Consider the following 16,261-nt stretch of genomic DNA (forward strand, 5'->3'; position numbering starts at 1 on the left):
TCCATACCCCGCCTCCGCTTTGCGGAAACGGGGATATGGCTGTATAATTACTTTTTAAGTGCAACAGTTACCTTTCTGCCGTCCTCATACTCTACTTCATAGGAAGTATCAGCATCAGCAAAATCGCTGTTGTCGGAAAGTGTTTCGCCGCAGATGTAATCTACCCATGATGCAGGAACATCGCCTGTCAGCTTCATGGAGATCCTGTCGGTGATAGCGCAGCCCAGCTTACGGCGTGCGTCCTGAATGCTTCTTACGATATCTCTTGCAAAGCCTTCGTCACGGAGCTCATCGGTGATGGTGAGGTCGAGGGAAACAACGATGCCCTTATCGGAAGCAACGTGCTGACCTGCCTTAGCCTGATATGTTACCAGTATAACCTCAGCATCGAACTCTTCATCGGTACCGTTTATGTTAAGCACTGCCTTGTCGCCAAGCTTGAACTTGCCGCTCTTGACAGCCTTGATGATATCGGGTATCTTGTCGGGATATCTGTTTCTGATCTCGTTGAAGTTAGGAGCGTACTTGATCTCTGCAACGCTCTCGGCGCTTTCGAGTATCTTTACTTCCTTAACGTTCAGTTCTTCTGCGATGATATCCTTGAAGCTGTCGACAACTGCATTACCCTCGCTGTCGCTGAGTGCAACACACAGTTCGCTCAGTGGCTGACGGTTCTTAACGTTGTTCTTGCTTCTGATAGATCTTGCCAGATAGATAACATTTCTTACCAGCTTGACTTCGTCCAGCAGCTTGTCATCACGGAAGCTCTCGGGGATATCAGCCCAGCTCTCCAGATGTACGGAGTAGCCGCCTGTAAGTGTCCTGTACAGCTTTTCAGCGATGATAGGTGCAGCGGGGGCGAAGAGTTTGCACATATTAACAAGTACATAGTACAGTGTTTCGTAAGCATTCTTCTTGTCCTCGCTAAGACCCTTCTCCCAGAAACGTCTTCTGGAACGTCTGATGAACCAGTTAGTCAGACCGTCTACCAGTTCGATAAGGTTCTCGACATACTTGTTTACGAAGTATGCGTCCATATTCTTGCTGATAGCCTCGCTTGCCTCCCACAGCTTAGCCAGCATCCAGCGGTCGAGCTGGTTGTCGGAAGTCGGGGGTGTCAGGCTCTCAGGCTTGAAATCGTCTATATTAGCATAGCTGATGTAGAAGTTGCAGGCATTCCACAGTGGGAATATGATCTGCTGAAGTGCATCGGATATACCGTTGTCATCAAACTGGAGATCGCCTATCAGCATAGCGTTTGTCTGATAGAGGTACAGTCTGAATGCGTCGGTACCGAACTTCTTCATCAGTTCCATGGGGTCGGTGTAGTTTCTGGAGGACTTGGAAAGCTTCTTGCCGTCCTTAGCCAGTATAGTACCGTGTACTACGCAGTTAGAGAAGCAGGGCTTATCGAACAGCGCAACGGAGAGAACGTGCAGGTAGTAGAACCAGCATCTGATCTGACCTGTATACTCAACGATGAAGTCAGAGGGGAAGTGGCTGTCGAACCATTCCTTGTTCTCGAATGGATAGTGTTTCTGTGCGAAAGGAACAGAGCCGCTCTCGAACCAGCAGTCGAGAACTTCGGGTACTCTTACCATAGTGCCGTCGCAGTCGGGGCAGTCGCACTTGAACTTGATCTTATCCATATACTGTCTGTGCAGATTTGTGAGTCTTACGCCGCTCTTTTCTTCGATCTCGTCGATAGAACCGAGTACGACTCTCTTGCCGCACTTGTCGCACTCCCATATCGGGATAGGAGTAGACCAGTATCTGTTTCTGGAGATGTTCCAGTCACGGGCATTTTCGAGCCACTTGCCGAATCTGCCGTGCTTAACTGTCTCGGGTACCCAGTTGATATTCTCGTTCTGGGCGATCAGCTTGTCCTTGATCTTGGTAACATCGAAGTACCAGGCATCCATAGCCTTGTATATCAGAGGTCTCTTACATCTCCAGCAGTGAGGATAGTTATGCTCGATGGTACCGTCAGCAACAGCCTTGCCCTGCTCGTATAGGAAGCGGATAACTGTGGGGTTCATCTCGATAACGTTCTTCTCGCCGTCCTTCTCATAGAAGTCGGTCACTTCCTCGGTGAATCTGCCCTTAGCGTCAACAGGGTTCACCAGCGGGATGCCGTTGTTCTTGCAGGTCCAGTAGTCGTCCTCACCGAAAGCGGGAGCGGTATGTACGATACCAACACCCTCGTCAGCGCCGACATAGTCAGCTGTGACAACTCTGAATGCCTTATCTTTAAGATCAGCAAAGTAGGGGAACAGAGGCTCGTATGTCCTGCCGACCAGTTCCTCGCCCTTTGCGGTCTTTACTATCTTGGGTTCCTTGCCGAATATCTTGTCATATCTCGGCAGTACTGCGGTACAAGCTATGAATATCTCGTCGCCTACATCGCAGAAAGCATATTCAAGATCCTTGCCTACTGCCAGACACAGGTTTGAAGGCAGTGTCCAGGGAGTAGTTGTCCATGCCAGGAAGAATACGGGCTTGCCGTCGATAACTTCCTCGGTCTTGAATTTTGCGATTATCCATCTGTCCTGACGGGGTCTTGTGGAATCTGATTCTCTTGTATCAGATATAGAAAGTGAAGTTTCGCAGTGTGTGCAGTAGGGGGTAACTCTGTAATCCCTGTAAATAAGACCCTTGTCATAGCACTGCTTGAAAGCCCACATTACGGATTCCATAAATGTGGGGTTCATGGTCTTGTACGCACCGTCGTAATCTACCCAGCGCGCCATCTGTTCAACGTATTCCTTCCATGCTTCGTTATTGCCGCTTACCAGCTCAAAGCATTTATCGTTGAACTTGTCTATACCCAAAGTATTCTCGATGTAGTTCTTGTCATCGATACCCAGATCCTTCTCGACCTGATTCTCGATAGGCAGACCGTGGCAGTCCCAGCCCCATACTCTCGGTACCTTATAGCCCTTCATTGTCCAGTAGCGGGCAATAAGATCCTTTATGAATGATACCAGTATAGTACCGTGGTGAGGTTTGCCCGTAGGGAAGGGAGGTCCGTCATAGAATACGACCTCGGGGGCTTTCTTGTTGACTGATTTTTCAAATACGTTCTCGTCTTTCCAGAATTTCAGGACATCCTCCTGTATTTCCGGAATGTTCGGCTTTCCTGCCAGTTCTTCGTACTTCAAATATTTCACACACCTTTACTTAGCGGGGGCTGTTCTATTTAACCCGCGCCTAAAATATACAAAATTAATTATACCACTGTGTAGTATCAATGTCAAGCATTATTTATTAAAATTTGCCGAATTTATGGCAAAATCACGGTACGGAAAAAGGTCTGCATCCACGGCTTTGCGTGAAATGCAGACCTTGTGCTCATTACCGGTTTCTGTATTTTATTCTTCCACTATGGACTTCACGGGTGCAGTTTCCTCTTCATGCTTTTTGCGCTTTGCTGCACGCACTTTGATAATGATCCACCATACCAGTATACATAACTCCAGTACCGCTACCGCAGCCATTGGGTAATGATGCTTCATATATTCACGGTCGATATCCTTTATACCCTCATCAACATATACCTTGCCGAGCCTGTCGGTAAGATAGTTTATGAAATACTGTGAAGCTTTCAGATACAGTCCTGTTCCCACAGCGACAGACACGAATGCGGGGATATGCTTTTTCAGGTATTCTATGATAATTCCTGCCAGCACGATAGCATCACCTGCCAGCATCGTCCAGCCGACCCATTTAGGCGGCTGCGGCTCTATGAATCCGCCGAATGTGCCGAATATTACGATAAGTCCATAGTATATGCCGGACCATGCGAATGGTACCAGCATAAGCAGACGCAGAAACAAGAATCCCAACGGTTCTTTGCCGTACCTGCCGTATTTCGTCTTGTTAAGCAGCTTTTTCGCTGACTTGCTCTGTCTGTAACGGGCAGCCTCTCGCTCCTCGCGTTCTTCTTCTTCACGCTCACGACGCTCGCGTATCTGCTGCTGAGATCGTGCTTTAAGTCTATCCTTTTTTGACATTTTTTACCTCTTGAATGTGATATCATTTTTACTGTCTTAAATCACAGCTATAGTAAACGACATATTTATTTCTATATTCATCATTCGCAGATACTCCGCTTTTTGCGGCTGTGAGCGATGTCCTGAAATAATATATTGCCATGAAAGATATTATATCACATTATCTTTCAAAAGTAAAGACACCTGTGTTTTATTTTAGTAATATGATATATTTGAGAACCACGCAGGATATCAAGCAAAAAAAGAACAAACGTTCCATGTGGAACATTCAAGCTTTTTTTGATCGTTTTCAAAAAGCATAACCCAAAAGGAATAAACTGCTATTCGTGAAAGATATCTCCCTTTTTGTATCACAAATAATTCTTTATCATAAACGTGTATCAAATGCTTCGGACGGTCAAAAATAATCTCAGGTCATGGACGAAATATTTACAAAAAAGGAAGGTCAAAATGAAGATAAATGTTTATTTATTCAAACGTATAACCGCAGCAGCGGGGGCTTTAACCCTTTCGTTACTGGGGGTGGCAGGATTTTATGATAAAACTCTCCCTGATAATTTCAGCATCGAAAGGGACGGAAAGCTGGAACTGAACACTTTCTTTTCCATATCCTCACGACCTGTCAGGCATTCCTGCATGACAGCGCTGACAGGGGATAATGGCAGCAACGAGAGCACCCTCATGCTGCTTGGTGCTGTACCTGTAAAAAATGTTACAGCTGTCAGCAGTGAAAGACCTATGCTTGTGCCATGCGGTGAGACCTTCGGGATAAAGCTGCTTACTGACGGTGTTATCGTAGTAGAGCTTACTGATGTGGGCGGAAGATGTCCTGCAAGGGAGTGCGGCATAAGAAAGGGTGATATAATCATATCCGTAAACGGCAGGGATATACGCTCAAACCGGGATATCACAGATGAAGTCAGGCGGAGCCGAGATGAGGGCTGCGAGGTAGTCCTGCGGCGCGGAGGTACAGAAAAGACACTGACCCTTGTGCCGGCTTATTCCGAGGGCAGCTACAAGGCAGGTATGTGGGTACGGGATTCTTCAGCCGGTATAGGCACCCTGACTTTTTTTGACGATGACAGCGGTATCTTCGGCGGGCTGGGTCATCCTGTGTGTGACAGTGATACAGGCGGTATACTGCCGCTTTCGGAGGGAGCTGTTGGTGATATTGATATAACGGGTCTGATACCATCTGAGGAAGGTTCACCGGGTCAGCTGCTCGGAGATTTTTCGGGAGAAGATGTTCTGGGGGAGATAAAGCTGAACTGCGAGGAAGGCCTTTTCGGCACGCTGGAAAACTCTCCCGATGAGAAGGAGAAGGTGGAGCTTGGGTATAAGCAGGAGGTGCACCGCGGCAGCGCACAGATTTATTCCTCTGTAGACGGCGGAGCACCGAAACCTTATTCTGTACAGATAGAGTATATCGACCTTAGCCGTGATGCTGAGCATGATATGGTGGTACACATCACAGATGAGAGTCTTATCAGTGAAACGGGCGGCATAGTACAGGGTATGAGCGGTTCGCCCATAATGCAGGACGGCAGGCTGGTCGGTGCTGTGACCCATGTATTTATAGATGATCCTACCCGCGGCTACGGTATATTTGCAGAAGATATGTTCTTGCGTGCTGAAGAAACTACAGGATGAAAAAAAGGCAGTGCCGCGTGTTTCAAGCGGTACTGCCTTGCTGTTATCTTTTCTCGATATCTCTGTGGGTGAGCCTGATGGTCTTGCCCGTGTCAATAAGATGCTTTGCTACAGCCTCGGCAAAGGTTACGCTCCTGTGTTTGCCGCCTGTACAGCCGAAAGCTATGACCAGCTGTGCCTTGCCCTCTTTTTCATAAAGGGGGATAAGGAAGTCGATAAGGTCGGTGAGTTTGCCAAGAAGTGTCTGTGCTTCCTTGAAACTCATAACGTATCCCGATACTGCAGTGTCAAGACCTGTCTTATTTTTAAGCTCTGCAATATAGAAGGGATTAGGCAGGCATCTCACATCGAAGGTCAGGTCTGCATCATTCATCACTCCGTACTTGAAGCCGAAGGAGCGTACTTCTATCCTCATGGCTGATTGTCCTGCGCCTAAGAATATATCGTACATCTTTGCTTTGAATTCGGCAGACGAAGTAGTGGAGGTGTCGATATAGTAGTCTACATTGTCACGTACTGATTCCAGCAGTCTGCGCTCGGTCTCGATGGCATCGCGGATATTGCCGTTGGCTATCTCGTAAAGCGGATGTCTGCGGCGTGTTTCCTTGTAGCGGCGCATTATTACTTCATCACTGCAATCAAGAAACATCACTTTGACGTTTATGCCCATATCACGCATATCTTTTACAGCGTCCTTCAGCTTCATGAACAGTGCTCCGCCGCGGACATCGGCAACGAATGCTACCTTGTCGATATTGCCCTCGGACTGAGCGCATATATCCGCAAACTTTACCATAAGCTCGGGTGGCATATTATCTATACAGTAATAACCTATATCCTCCAGCACGTTGACAGCTGTGGATTTTCCTGCTCCCGAAATACCTGTAACTACTACGAACTGCACCTCATAACTCCCCTTTACTTTATGATCGAGGGAATATCGCCCTACGCCTCGTAGGGGATATACCTTACCTCACATTCCAGCTCAATGCCCGAATCCTTGTATACCTTATCCTTGACCTGTCTGATAAGCTCCAGCACATCAGCACTGGTGGCACCGCCCTTGTTTACTACGAAACCGCAGTGCTTTTCGCTTACCTGTGCACCGCCAACGGAGAATCCTCTCAGTCCGCTGTCCTGTATCAGCTTTCCTGCGAACAGCCCTTCGCCCTCGGGCCTTTTGAAGGTACTTCCCGCACTGGGCATATTCAGCGGCTGCTTATCGCGGCGGCGGCCCATAAGGTCTACCATCTTATCCTGTATATCATCATAGCTTCCCGAAGGCAGTTCAAATTCGCCTTCGACTATAAGTTCACCGCTTGCTATGAATCTGCTGGTCCTGTACCCGAACTTCATCTGGTCGGCTTTGTATTCAAACTGTCTTCCGTCGCGGTCAACAGCTCTGCCGTACTTGATAACGTCCTTTATCTCTCCGCCGTAAGCACCTGCGTTCATAAATATGGCGCCGCCCACGCTTCCGGGGATGCCATAAGCGAATTCCAGTCCGCTGAGAGAATGCTCGAGCGCAAATCTGCAAAGCTTCAGCAAAGGACAGCCTGCCTGTGCTACGATGGTATTATCATCCTTCATATATATCTTATCCATCGAGCTTCCTATCAGGAATATTATGCCGTTGAAGCCTCTGTCATCAAACAGTACGTTTGATCCGTTGCCCAGTGCCATAGTCCTGATCCCAAGGCGGTTCGCTTCCTCCCACAGCTGTGAGATCGCATCGGGTGAATTTATATCTATCATTGCCGTACATTGTCCGCCTATACGGAAAGTGTTATGCTTATCCAGCGGCTCATCGGGGAGCACTCTGCATTCAAGCTCCTCGGCAAGGTTCAGCAATGAACGTGTATTCATATCAAGTTCTTTCACTTGTGTTTCTCCTTACTATATATTTATGTAAAGCACCGCATGGCGGAGCGTATATCATTATCAGTATGCATCCCAGTTCTTTACAGACTCCTTGGTATCCATTTCCAGACCAAGATTCTGCAGAAGCTCGGCAGCTGCGTTATAGCCCATCTTTTTATGACGGTTGTTCATGGCAGCAACTTCAAGGATGACTGCAAGGTTACGTCCGGGCTTGATGGGTATAGTCAGGCTGGGCACCTTTATGCCGAGTATGGATGCATACTCGTTGTCAACGCCCATTCTGTCATATATCTTCTTGCTGTCCCAGGGTTCGAGCTGAACTACCAGGTCTATCTTCTCGGATATCTTTACGGCACCCATACCGAACAGACGACGGGTATTGATAATACCTATGCCGCGCAGTTCAAGAAAATGCCTGATATTATCGGGGGACTGTCCTACCAGTGTCCTGCTGGAGGTCTTTCTTATCTCGACGGCATCATCAGCTACAAGACGGTGTCCGCGCTTTACCAGCTCGATTGCAGTCTCGCTCTTACCTACACCGCTCTCGCCCACGATGAGTATGCCTTCACCGTATACTTCGATAAGAACGCCGTGACGGGTGATACGGGGAGCAAGCTCAACATTCAGGTAGCCGATAAGTGCTGCGATGAACGCGGTAGTACTGTCGGCGGTACGAGCTATGGGTACCCCGTATTTTGAGGCTATCTCTATCATTTCGGGATAAAGCTCATGGCTTCTTGCAACGATGAACATGGGTATCTTAGTGGCAAAAAGTGCATCTAGCCTCTGTCTTCTTACTTCTTCATCTATGGAAGCAAGATATGCAAATTCCATGTTTCCGCATATCTGTACACGCTCGGCATTGAAGTACTCATAAAAGCCCATAAGCTGCAGACCGGGACGGTTGCAGTCGTTGTCTGTGACGATAAGCTCGTCAATGTTGTCGGGTGCATAAAGTACCTCCAGCCCGAGCTGTTTTATTATCTCGTTTACGGTAACACTGAATATCTCAGCCATAGTTATCAACTCCTTGTTATTTTTTAATACGGTCGTATTTCAGTATGTCAGATAATATTTCAAAGCCCGTTTACAGGGTTATATTCCCCTCATTCAGCATCTCCTGCGCCGCCAGCATTATGCCCATTTTGCCGCTGGGATAGGTTATACCGCCCTGTAACCATACAGCGTAAGGTTCGCGTATGGGGGCATCGGCAGAAAGTTCGATGGAAGCGCCCATTGTGAATGCACCCGCCGCCATGATGACCTTGCTCTCGTAGCCGGGCATATCCCATGCTTCGGGAGTAACATAGCTGTCAACGGGGCTGCCTTTCTGTATGCCCTTGCAGAATGCTGTCAGGTTCTTCTCGTTTTCAAGCAGGATAGATGCGATGATATCCGTCCTCTTTTCACTGCTTTCTGGAAGGGTCTTGTAACCCAGCTTTTCAAAAAGTCGGCAGGCGAAAACGGAAGTTTTCAGGGCATTTGCTACTGTCTGCGGGCAGAGGAAGAAGCCCAGAAGTATCTCTCTGTTCATGTTCAGCGAACAGCCTACTTCCTTGCCCATGCCCACGCAGGTGAGCCTGTCTGCGCATTTTTCCACAAGGTCTGCACGTCCGCAGATGTATCCGCCTGTGCTTGCTATTCCGCCGCCGGGGTTCTTTATCAGCGAACCTACTATCAGGTCAGCACCCACTGCGAGGGGTTCTTTTTCTTCAACAAATTCGCCGTAGCAGTTGTCTGTGAGTATAATTATATCGGGGTTTGCAGACTTTGCTGCCTTTATTGCTTCGCCTATAACATCAACCGTGAAAGAAGGTCTGAGTGAGTATCCTCTCGATCTCTGTATATAGCCTACCTTTGCGCCCTTAGCCGCTTTAGCTATGGCTTCAAGGTCGGGAGTTCCGTCCTCTTTGAGTTCGACGATACTGCTCTTTACGCCGAAATCTCTCAGCGAACCGCTGCCCTTGTCGCCCTCTTTGCCCACAACGCCTTCAAGGGTATCGTAGGGTGCGCCTGTGAGAAAACACAGCTCATCATCGGGGCGGAGTATACCGAAAAGCGCAGTGGAAAGCGCGTGGGTGCCGTTTACAAAAGTATGCCTTACTATTGCGTCCTCGCCGCCCAGTGCCTGAGCATACACCTTATCAGCGGTATCTCTGCCAATATCGCCGTAGCCGTAGCCCGTAGTGCCTTTAAGACAGCCCTCGCTGACGCGGTTGTCGATGAATGCTTTCAGAACTTTCTGTCCGTTTATCTCAGCGATGCGGTCTATCTCCGCAAAGACTTCTTTGCATTCGCTCTCAGCCTGAGCTGCAAGAGTAACTATTTTTTCGTCTATTCCAAAAATGTTTGTCAATTATTTCACCTCATGTAGATCTTTTTCCGGCATAGGTTTCTCAACGTTGTATATCGCACCGTACCATCTAAAAATTATTGCGTCCGAAAGCTACTGTAAGAGCAGCGAAGATCGCCAGCAGAGTGAAGTTCACTCCACCTGTGCCCGGTACGAAATATTTTGACGGGTCATTAGGATCTATCATTATTTTTTTCTTGTACATATCGAATGCAGGAGTTGAGGACGAGGAGTTTTTGAACTTCGCTTCGCAAGGATACTTTTTTCCTTTGTACTCGTATATGCAGCGAACGGTGAAGTCCCGTCTTTCGATGCCGTCATCGTCCATATATTCATTCACATCATAGTCCACAGGCTGGACTTCAACTTCTACTGTACAGTTTTTAGGGCATTTTTTGCTCTGTATGCCGGTCACCAGCACTATTACCGTCAGCACGGCAAATATCAGTGCAAGAATTGTATTGATGTTAAATCCGGAACGTGTTTTTCTCATAAGATCCGCTCCTTTGAATTGATCTCCTGTTTTTGTTATTTAATGGCTGGGCTTTTCGTCTCGTCTTTCAAGAACTGTATCTATGCCCATGGCTTTGAAACCTATCTCTTCATAATAGCTGACTCTGTGAGGTCTTGCAAAAAGCTTTACAGCTATGCCCTGCTGCCAGAGTCTTTCGCCTATCCAGTAAAGCAGAGTTCTCGCGTGCATCTTTCCTCTTTCCTCGGGGATAGTGCCTACCTGACCTACCAGTGCTATCTTGTCTATTATATACTGTATGGTAGCGGTGGTATAGTCTCCCATAAGGAAAGACTGCGAAAGTCCCCGTCTTATGCGGTGGGAGGTATCTGTCAGCCACATCTCGTAGCTGTCTTCAAGTCTGGGGAAACACTGGGCGAGTATTTTGTATACATCGTCCAGCTTCGGCAGCTCGTCCACCTCCAACTGGGGCAACTTGCCTGTGGGAGAATATGTAAATTCTGTACGCTTTTCACTGCGGTACTCATCATCGAGGAGTACTGCAAGTTTTTCGCCGTACTGCCTTTCAAGCTCCACCGAGAAAGGTTTCAGCATACGCACAAAGCCCGAAAGCTCTTCCAGCATTTCCTCGGGCAGTTCTTTGCCCTCAAATGTGGATACCATAAGCGCACTGTTGAACTCGGAGAACATACCCAGTCGCTCGCCTTTGTATTCCATGAAGAAGAACCGCAGAAAATCGTATTTCGTGCCGTATGCGAGAAAATGCGACTTTATGCGTCTGCTGTAATTATTGTCCCTGAGCCTGTTTATCAGCGCAAGGTCGATATCTTTTGTCTGATATATCATTATAAGTCCTCCGTTCGGGGGATAGGATCATTTTACTTCATGGCTATCCTTTCAGCAAACCACTTAATGCGACCGTATGACATGGTACATTTATTGATGCGTATCCTTTCCGACGCTGCGGGTGTAGGAAGAAGGATACCGTTATTTATTATTGATCCCATAAAAAATGTTTTATGGGGGTGCATCAGTGGGATAGCCATATTTTACCTTACTATACTTTGCTCAGCTGAGTTCGTTTACCAGCTGTTTGAAATGTCTGCCTCTGTCCTCGAACATACGGTACATATCAAAGCTTGCGCAGGCAGGTGTCAGCGATACGATATCGCCCTCCTCTGCATATTCGCGGGCGGTGCGCACAGCTTCTGCCATATCCTTTACGGTGATTATCTTCAGTCCGCTGCCCTTGAAATTAGGAGCAGCTTCAACTGCTGCGCGTATCTTATCCTTGGTCTGACCCATGAGTATCAGCACCTTTACCTTTTCACAGATAGGTGCAGCCATAGGTTCAAAGCTTACGCCCTTATCTGAACCGCCCTGTATCATTATCTGCTTCTGGTCAAAAGCAGCAAGACAAGCCAGAACTCTCGTGGGGCTGGAAGCTATGGAATTGTTGTAATACTTAACACCGTCCAGTTCTCTTACGAACTCTATACGATGCTCAACGCCGCCGAATTCCTTTGCTATCTTAGCAACGTTTTCGGGCTTGACCTCACCGTATGTCATAGCTATGGCAGTGAGATAGTCCTCAACGTTGTGCATACCGGGTATCTTGATATCTTTCATATGTACATATTCGGTGACTTTTCCGCGCTCGTTGTAGCACAGCATACCGTCTTCACGGAGGAATGCGCCGTTATCGGGCTTTTCCTTTATGCTGAACCATGCCAGGTCACCGCGTACTCTGTCCTGAAGACCGCGTGTCACTTCATCATCAAGGCTCAGCACAGACCTTGCGTATGCGTTCTGGTGGTCGAGGATATTGCACTTGGCAAGGGTATATTCCTCCATAGTGCCGTGAACGTTCAGGTGATTTGGGCGGATATTTGTTATGCCCGCAACATCAGGGCTTTCGCGCATGGAAATCAGCTGGAAGCTTGAAAGCTCGCAGACTACCACATCTGTCTCGGAGATAGTCTCCACCAGAGGCAGGAGCGCCTTGCCGATATTTCCGCCCAGATGTACCCTCTTGCCTTCGGATTTGAGGAATTCGCTGACAAGGGTGGTGGTAGTGGTCTTGCCGTCTGAACCTGTAAGCGCATAGGTCTTGCAGGGGCAGAGGTCAAAGAAAGTTTCCATTTCGGAGGTTATAACTATGCCTTGCTTTCTGGCTTTTGTAAGTGTAGGGTCATTGTAGTACATACCCGGTGTGCGGAAAACTATATCGCAGTTGAATATCTCATCGAGATAATCTGCGCCCAGCGCGAACTCACAGCCCTTTGCCCTGAAATCTTCGATCAGCATAGGATCGAATTCATCCTCGTCACGCTTGTCGCAGATAACGCAGTTTATACCTTTTGAAAGGAATACCTTTATAAGGTCGGTATGGCTGACGCCTACGCCTATGAAAGCTACTCTTTTATCCTTTATCGCATTGAAATACTTTTGTGCCTTGGTCATCTCGATCTCTCCTTATTTACTATGTCTTTATGCCACAGGATCGTCTGTGCACATAAACTATCTATTATATTATACACTATTTTACAGCAAAACGCAAGGGGATAAAGGAAGAAGTTTGAAAAATTCCGTCGGAGAGGCATCCCATGAGGGCCGACGATAATGAAATTCGGTCGGTAAAGCAAGAAAACCCTGCATACGCAGAAGCGTAAAACAGGGCTTTTCCAAGGATGTTTTAGTGAATGGAAACTGTAAAGCGTAAAAGTATCAGATGCCGCTGGCACCGTAGTTTGAAAGGACTCTTGCGGAAGGGTCATTAACGTTGCAGCCCTCCCATTCTTTGTTTGGCATCCAGTAATCGGTGACCATAGCACTCTGTCCCGGGTAGAACTTTTCAAATATCTCTCGGTAGAGTAGGGATTCCTTTGTGAAGGGTGCAGGGTCGGAGTACAGTGCTTTTCTTTGCAGAAATTCTTCGTCGGTGTAGTATTTTTCGGCATAGGCTTTCAGGTCGTCCACCATGGAATGACCGACTGCATCGGAAAACGCAGCTTTTTCACGCATGAGTATATCCTGAGGCAGCCAGCTGCCTTCAAAGGCATGACGCAGGAGGTATTTGCCTTTGTTGTATATGTTCATCTTCTTTTCGGGGTCGATAGCCATAACGTATCTTACAAAGTCAAGATCACCGAAGGGTACTCTTGCTTCAAGGGAGTTTACTGAGATGCAGCGGTCGGCACGAAGTACATCGTACATATGCAGTTCGTGTATACGCTTGCGGGATTCTTTCTGGAATTCCTCGGCAGAAGGAGCAAAATCGGTGTACTTGTAGCCGAAAAGCTCATCGGATATCTCACCTGTCAGCAGTACGCGGATATCGGTCTGTTCGTGTATAGCTTTGCAGACAAGATACATACCTATACTTGCACGGATAGTGGTTATATCGTATGTTCCCAGATATTTTATGACATTCTCAAATGCTCCGAGAACATCGTCTTCGCTGATGATGACCTCGGTGTGGTCACTGCCGATATACTCAGCGACCTCACGGGCGTACTTCAGGTCTATGGCATCGGTGTTCATACCTATGGCGAAGGTGCGTATGGGCTTTTCGGAACATCTGGCAGCTATGGCGCATACCAGCGAAGAATCAAGTCCGCCGGAAAGCAGGAAGCCGACCTTGGCGTCGGATACAAGCCTTTTGCTGACACCCTTGATAAGCTTTTCACGGATGTTCCTGCATACGGTTTCGAGATCATCATAGCAATATCCGTCTGTAGCCGAGATATCCTCATAACACACGAATTCTCCGTCCTTGTAGTAATGGCCGGGAGGGAATGGCATGATCTTATCACAGATATCCACCAGGTTTTTAGGCTCGCTGGCGAATACGATATCACCGCTTGATGCATAGCCGTAATACAATGGGCGTATGCCGATAGGGTCACGGGCTGCTATGAACTCCTTGTTTTCACCGTCATAGATTATACAGGCGAATTCAGCATCCAGTTTAGCGAACATATCAGTGCCGTATTCTTTGTACAGCGGCAGTATTATCTCGCAGTCAGATCCGCTTCTGAATGTGTAGCCTTTTTTTACCAGTTCCGCTTTGGTCTTTTCAAAACCGTAAAGCTCACCGTTGCAGACAGCATAGCTGCTGCCCATAATGAAAGGCTGCATACCCTCGGGGTGAAGCCCCATTATAGCAAGGCGGTGGAAACCCAACAGTCCCTCACCGAGATTTACGGTCTGGGAGTTATCGGGACCTCTGGTAACAGTTGCTGCAAATCCCTTCATAAACAGTTCTTCGTCAAAACGGCTGCCGCACCAGCCCATGATTGAACACATATCTATTCCTCCATAACAAAAAAGACAGCGTCCCCGAAAAGGAACGCCGTCGTCCGAAAAATATTTTACGCCAATATTATATCCCCATGGGATCGAAATGTCAATGCTGTATCGGAGGATTTAACAGATATTTCATATTTAACAGAAATAAGTCGGAATACTATGGTAAGAAGTCTGCCTAATGATGTAAACATATATGGTGGAGTATGGTATAATATACTAATAAGAAATGAAACGAAGCAGAAGGTCTTTTGGAAAAAGGCTTTCTGCTTTAATTTTTATGTCTTCCAAACGGTACCTGATGATGCGAACGGTCATTATGGTACACCATGCCTGAAGGCATAATGTAATGGGACAGGGTAAGTATTATCGACTCTGCCTATACAGAAAATTTCCGACAAAGCCCTTGAAGAATCAGACAAGTTGGGGTTTTAAGGTATTTTTGGTATTGACAAATATCTTTTTTTTGTGGTATAGTAATGGACAAGCAAGGGCGCTGTGATGAAAATTTACGGCGTTCTTTTTTTATTTTAAGGGGAGGTTGGTCCAGTGAGCAGACTATACAGAGTGCTTATCGTTGATAACAATCTGGGCACATTCGACAGGCTGAAGAAAATGTCAGTGTGGCAGGAGAATGGCTTTGAAATATATTCCAAGACATCTGACAGTGAGAATGCTGCGGCGTACTGTCTGAAAAATTCGATAGACCTTATGGTATGCTTCAACCGCTTGCCGTCAATCTCCGCTGAATCGGTCGTAAGCGCTGTCAGGAATTCATCACCCAAGACGGTGTGTCTGGCGGTAAGCCCTTTCGATGATTCGGAAAATATGCGCAAATGTTTTCTTCTTGGGGTAATAGACTACATCAACGAGCCTGTAAGTGAATCAAGGCTGAACGAAGCACTTGCCCGTGCGGCGCAACTGATAGGGAGCACTTTTGTTGCAGGGGAGTATGCACTTACGGTGGAGGAATTTATTGACGGCTGTAAGACCGAGGACGAAAAGTTCCGTGAACGTCTGCGTGAATTCCTGAAGGGATGTGAGAATACCACTGCAACTACTGAGAATGCAGCCGATCATTTTGGCTTTAACAAGGATTATTTCGGAAGGCTCTTCAAATCAAAAATGGGTATGACCTTTGGCGAGTTTTACAAGCATTTCCGTATATTATACGCTGAAAAGCTGCTTCTTTCGGGCAGATATAAGGTATATGAGGTAAGTGCGATGCTGGGATTCTCATCTGTTGATTACTTTACTACTGTATTCAAGAAAATTACAGGAAAGACACCTTCGGAGTTAAAAAAGTGATATAAAAGTCGGTATCATGCTGTAATATGTATGGCGATTGTGGTGTTGGTACAGCGGAATATATGATATGCTGTAAAAAATACATAATTATAATGAAGATAATCACAAGCCTTATAAAAATAGCGCGATTTCCCATCTTATCTTAAATAGCGGGAACGGGGACAGACCTGAAAGGTCTGCCCCTGTTTTCGTTGCCTGAGCTTTTTGGATCTGTGATCTGATATTTAACAGGTCTGCATATTTTGGGTAAATGTCTGATTTTTATAGGATATG

12 protein-coding genes are annotated in these 16,261 nt (G+C 47.0%); 2 read left to right on the plus strand and 10 right to left on the minus strand.

Translation table 11 applies throughout. The annotated features are described in order from the left end of the window. Positions 1 to 47 precede the first annotated feature (47 nt). Both ileS and RUMAL_RS05015 read right to left on the minus strand, forming a co-directional pair. Positions 48 to 3,161 (minus strand): isoleucine--tRNA ligase, encoded by a 3,114-nt coding sequence (gene ileS, locus RUMAL_RS05010; protein ID WP_013497688.1) that lies wholly within the window; start codon positions 3,159 to 3,161, stop codon positions 48 to 50. A gap of 210 nt (positions 3,162 to 3,371) precedes the next feature. Further along, positions 3,372 to 4,013, minus strand: a complete 642-nt coding sequence (locus RUMAL_RS05015; protein ID WP_013497689.1) for a hypothetical protein — start codon at positions 4,011 to 4,013, stop codon at positions 3,372 to 3,374. Positions 4,014 to 4,463: 450 nt separating this feature from the next. Between RUMAL_RS05015 and spoIVB the strand changes: the two genes are divergently transcribed. Further along, positions 4,464 to 5,663 (plus strand): SpoIVB peptidase, encoded by a 1,200-nt coding sequence (spoIVB, locus tag RUMAL_RS05020; protein WP_013497690.1) that lies wholly within the window; start codon positions 4,464 to 4,466, stop codon positions 5,661 to 5,663. A 43-nt stretch (positions 5,664 to 5,706) separates the two neighbouring features. Here the strand turns inward: spoIVB and rapZ are convergent, their stop codons facing one another. The 8 genes from rapZ to asnB form a co-directional block, all read right to left on the minus strand. Next, positions 5,707 to 6,567, minus strand: a complete 861-nt coding sequence (gene rapZ / locus RUMAL_RS05025; protein WP_013497691.1) for an RNase adapter RapZ — start codon at positions 6,565 to 6,567, stop codon at positions 5,707 to 5,709. A gap of 41 nt (positions 6,568 to 6,608) precedes the next feature. Beyond that, positions 6,609 to 7,544, minus strand: coding sequence for a UDP-N-acetylmuramate dehydrogenase (murB, locus tag RUMAL_RS05030; protein WP_013497692.1), 936 nt, complete (start codon positions 7,542 to 7,544; stop codon positions 6,609 to 6,611). Positions 7,545 to 7,604: 60 nt separating this feature from the next. Then, positions 7,605 to 8,564 carry an HPr(Ser) kinase/phosphatase gene (gene hprK / locus RUMAL_RS05035; RefSeq protein ID WP_013497693.1) on the minus strand — a complete coding sequence of 320 codons (960 nt, stop codon included), beginning with the start codon at positions 8,562 to 8,564 and terminating at the stop codon, positions 7,605 to 7,607. A gap of 70 nt (positions 8,565 to 8,634) precedes the next feature. After that, positions 8,635 to 9,903, minus strand: coding sequence for a methionine gamma-lyase family protein (locus RUMAL_RS05040; protein WP_013497694.1), 1,269 nt, complete (start codon positions 9,901 to 9,903; stop codon positions 8,635 to 8,637). A gap of 67 nt (positions 9,904 to 9,970) precedes the next feature. Further along, positions 9,971 to 10,393 carry a hypothetical protein gene (locus RUMAL_RS05045; RefSeq protein ID WP_013497695.1) on the minus strand — a complete coding sequence of 141 codons (423 nt, stop codon included), beginning with the start codon at positions 10,391 to 10,393 and terminating at the stop codon, positions 9,971 to 9,973. A gap of 39 nt (positions 10,394 to 10,432) precedes the next feature. Beyond that, complete coding sequence (locus RUMAL_RS05050; RefSeq protein WP_013497696.1) at positions 10,433 to 11,218, minus strand: hypothetical protein; 786 nt, start codon at positions 11,216 to 11,218, stop codon at positions 10,433 to 10,435. Positions 11,219 to 11,440: 222 nt separating this feature from the next. Further along, a complete protein-coding gene (gene murD / locus RUMAL_RS05055) occupies positions 11,441 to 12,835 on the minus strand; it encodes a UDP-N-acetylmuramoyl-L-alanine--D-glutamate ligase (RefSeq protein ID WP_013497698.1) in 1,395 nt (464 codons plus the stop codon). 264 nt (positions 12,836 to 13,099) lie between these two features. Next, positions 13,100 to 14,680 carry an asparagine synthase B gene (gene asnB, locus RUMAL_RS05060; RefSeq protein WP_013497699.1) on the minus strand — a complete coding sequence of 527 codons (1,581 nt, stop codon included), beginning with the start codon at positions 14,678 to 14,680 and terminating at the stop codon, positions 13,100 to 13,102. 549 nt (positions 14,681 to 15,229) lie between these two features. Between asnB and RUMAL_RS05065 the strand changes: the two genes are divergently transcribed. Further along, a complete protein-coding gene (locus RUMAL_RS05065) occupies positions 15,230 to 15,988 on the plus strand; it encodes a response regulator transcription factor (protein ID WP_013497701.1) in 759 nt (252 codons plus the stop codon). Positions 15,989 to 16,261 lie beyond the last annotated feature (273 nt).

Source organism: Ruminococcus albus 7 = DSM 20455, from assembly GCF_000179635.2.
Classification (GTDB): domain Bacteria; phylum Bacillota; class Clostridia; order Oscillospirales; family Ruminococcaceae; genus Hominimerdicola; species Hominimerdicola alba.

Excerpts from the sequence above, each read along its gene's own strand:
- asnB (WP_013497699.1), bottom strand. The coding sequence starts at position 14,680 with ATGTGTTCAATCATGGGCTGGTGCGGCAGCCGTTTTGACGAAGAACTG.
- RUMAL_RS05015 (WP_013497689.1), bottom strand. The coding sequence starts at position 4,013 with ATGTCAAAAAAGGATAGACTTAAAGCACGATCTCAGCAGCAGATACGC.
- spoIVB (WP_013497690.1), top strand. The coding sequence starts at position 4,464 with ATGAAGATAAATGTTTATTTATTCAAACGTATAACCGCAGCAGCGGGG.
- RUMAL_RS05050 (WP_013497696.1), bottom strand. The coding sequence starts at position 11,218 with ATGATATATCAGACAAAAGATATCGACCTTGCGCTGATAAACAGGCTC.
- hprK (WP_013497693.1), bottom strand. The coding sequence starts at position 8,564 with ATGGCTGAGATATTCAGTGTTACCGTAAACGAGATAATAAAACAGCTC.
- RUMAL_RS05045 (WP_013497695.1), bottom strand. The coding sequence starts at position 10,393 with ATGAGAAAAACACGTTCCGGATTTAACATCAATACAATTCTTGCACTG.
- murD (WP_013497698.1), bottom strand. The coding sequence starts at position 12,835 with ATGACCAAGGCACAAAAGTATTTCAATGCGATAAAGGATAAAAGAGTA.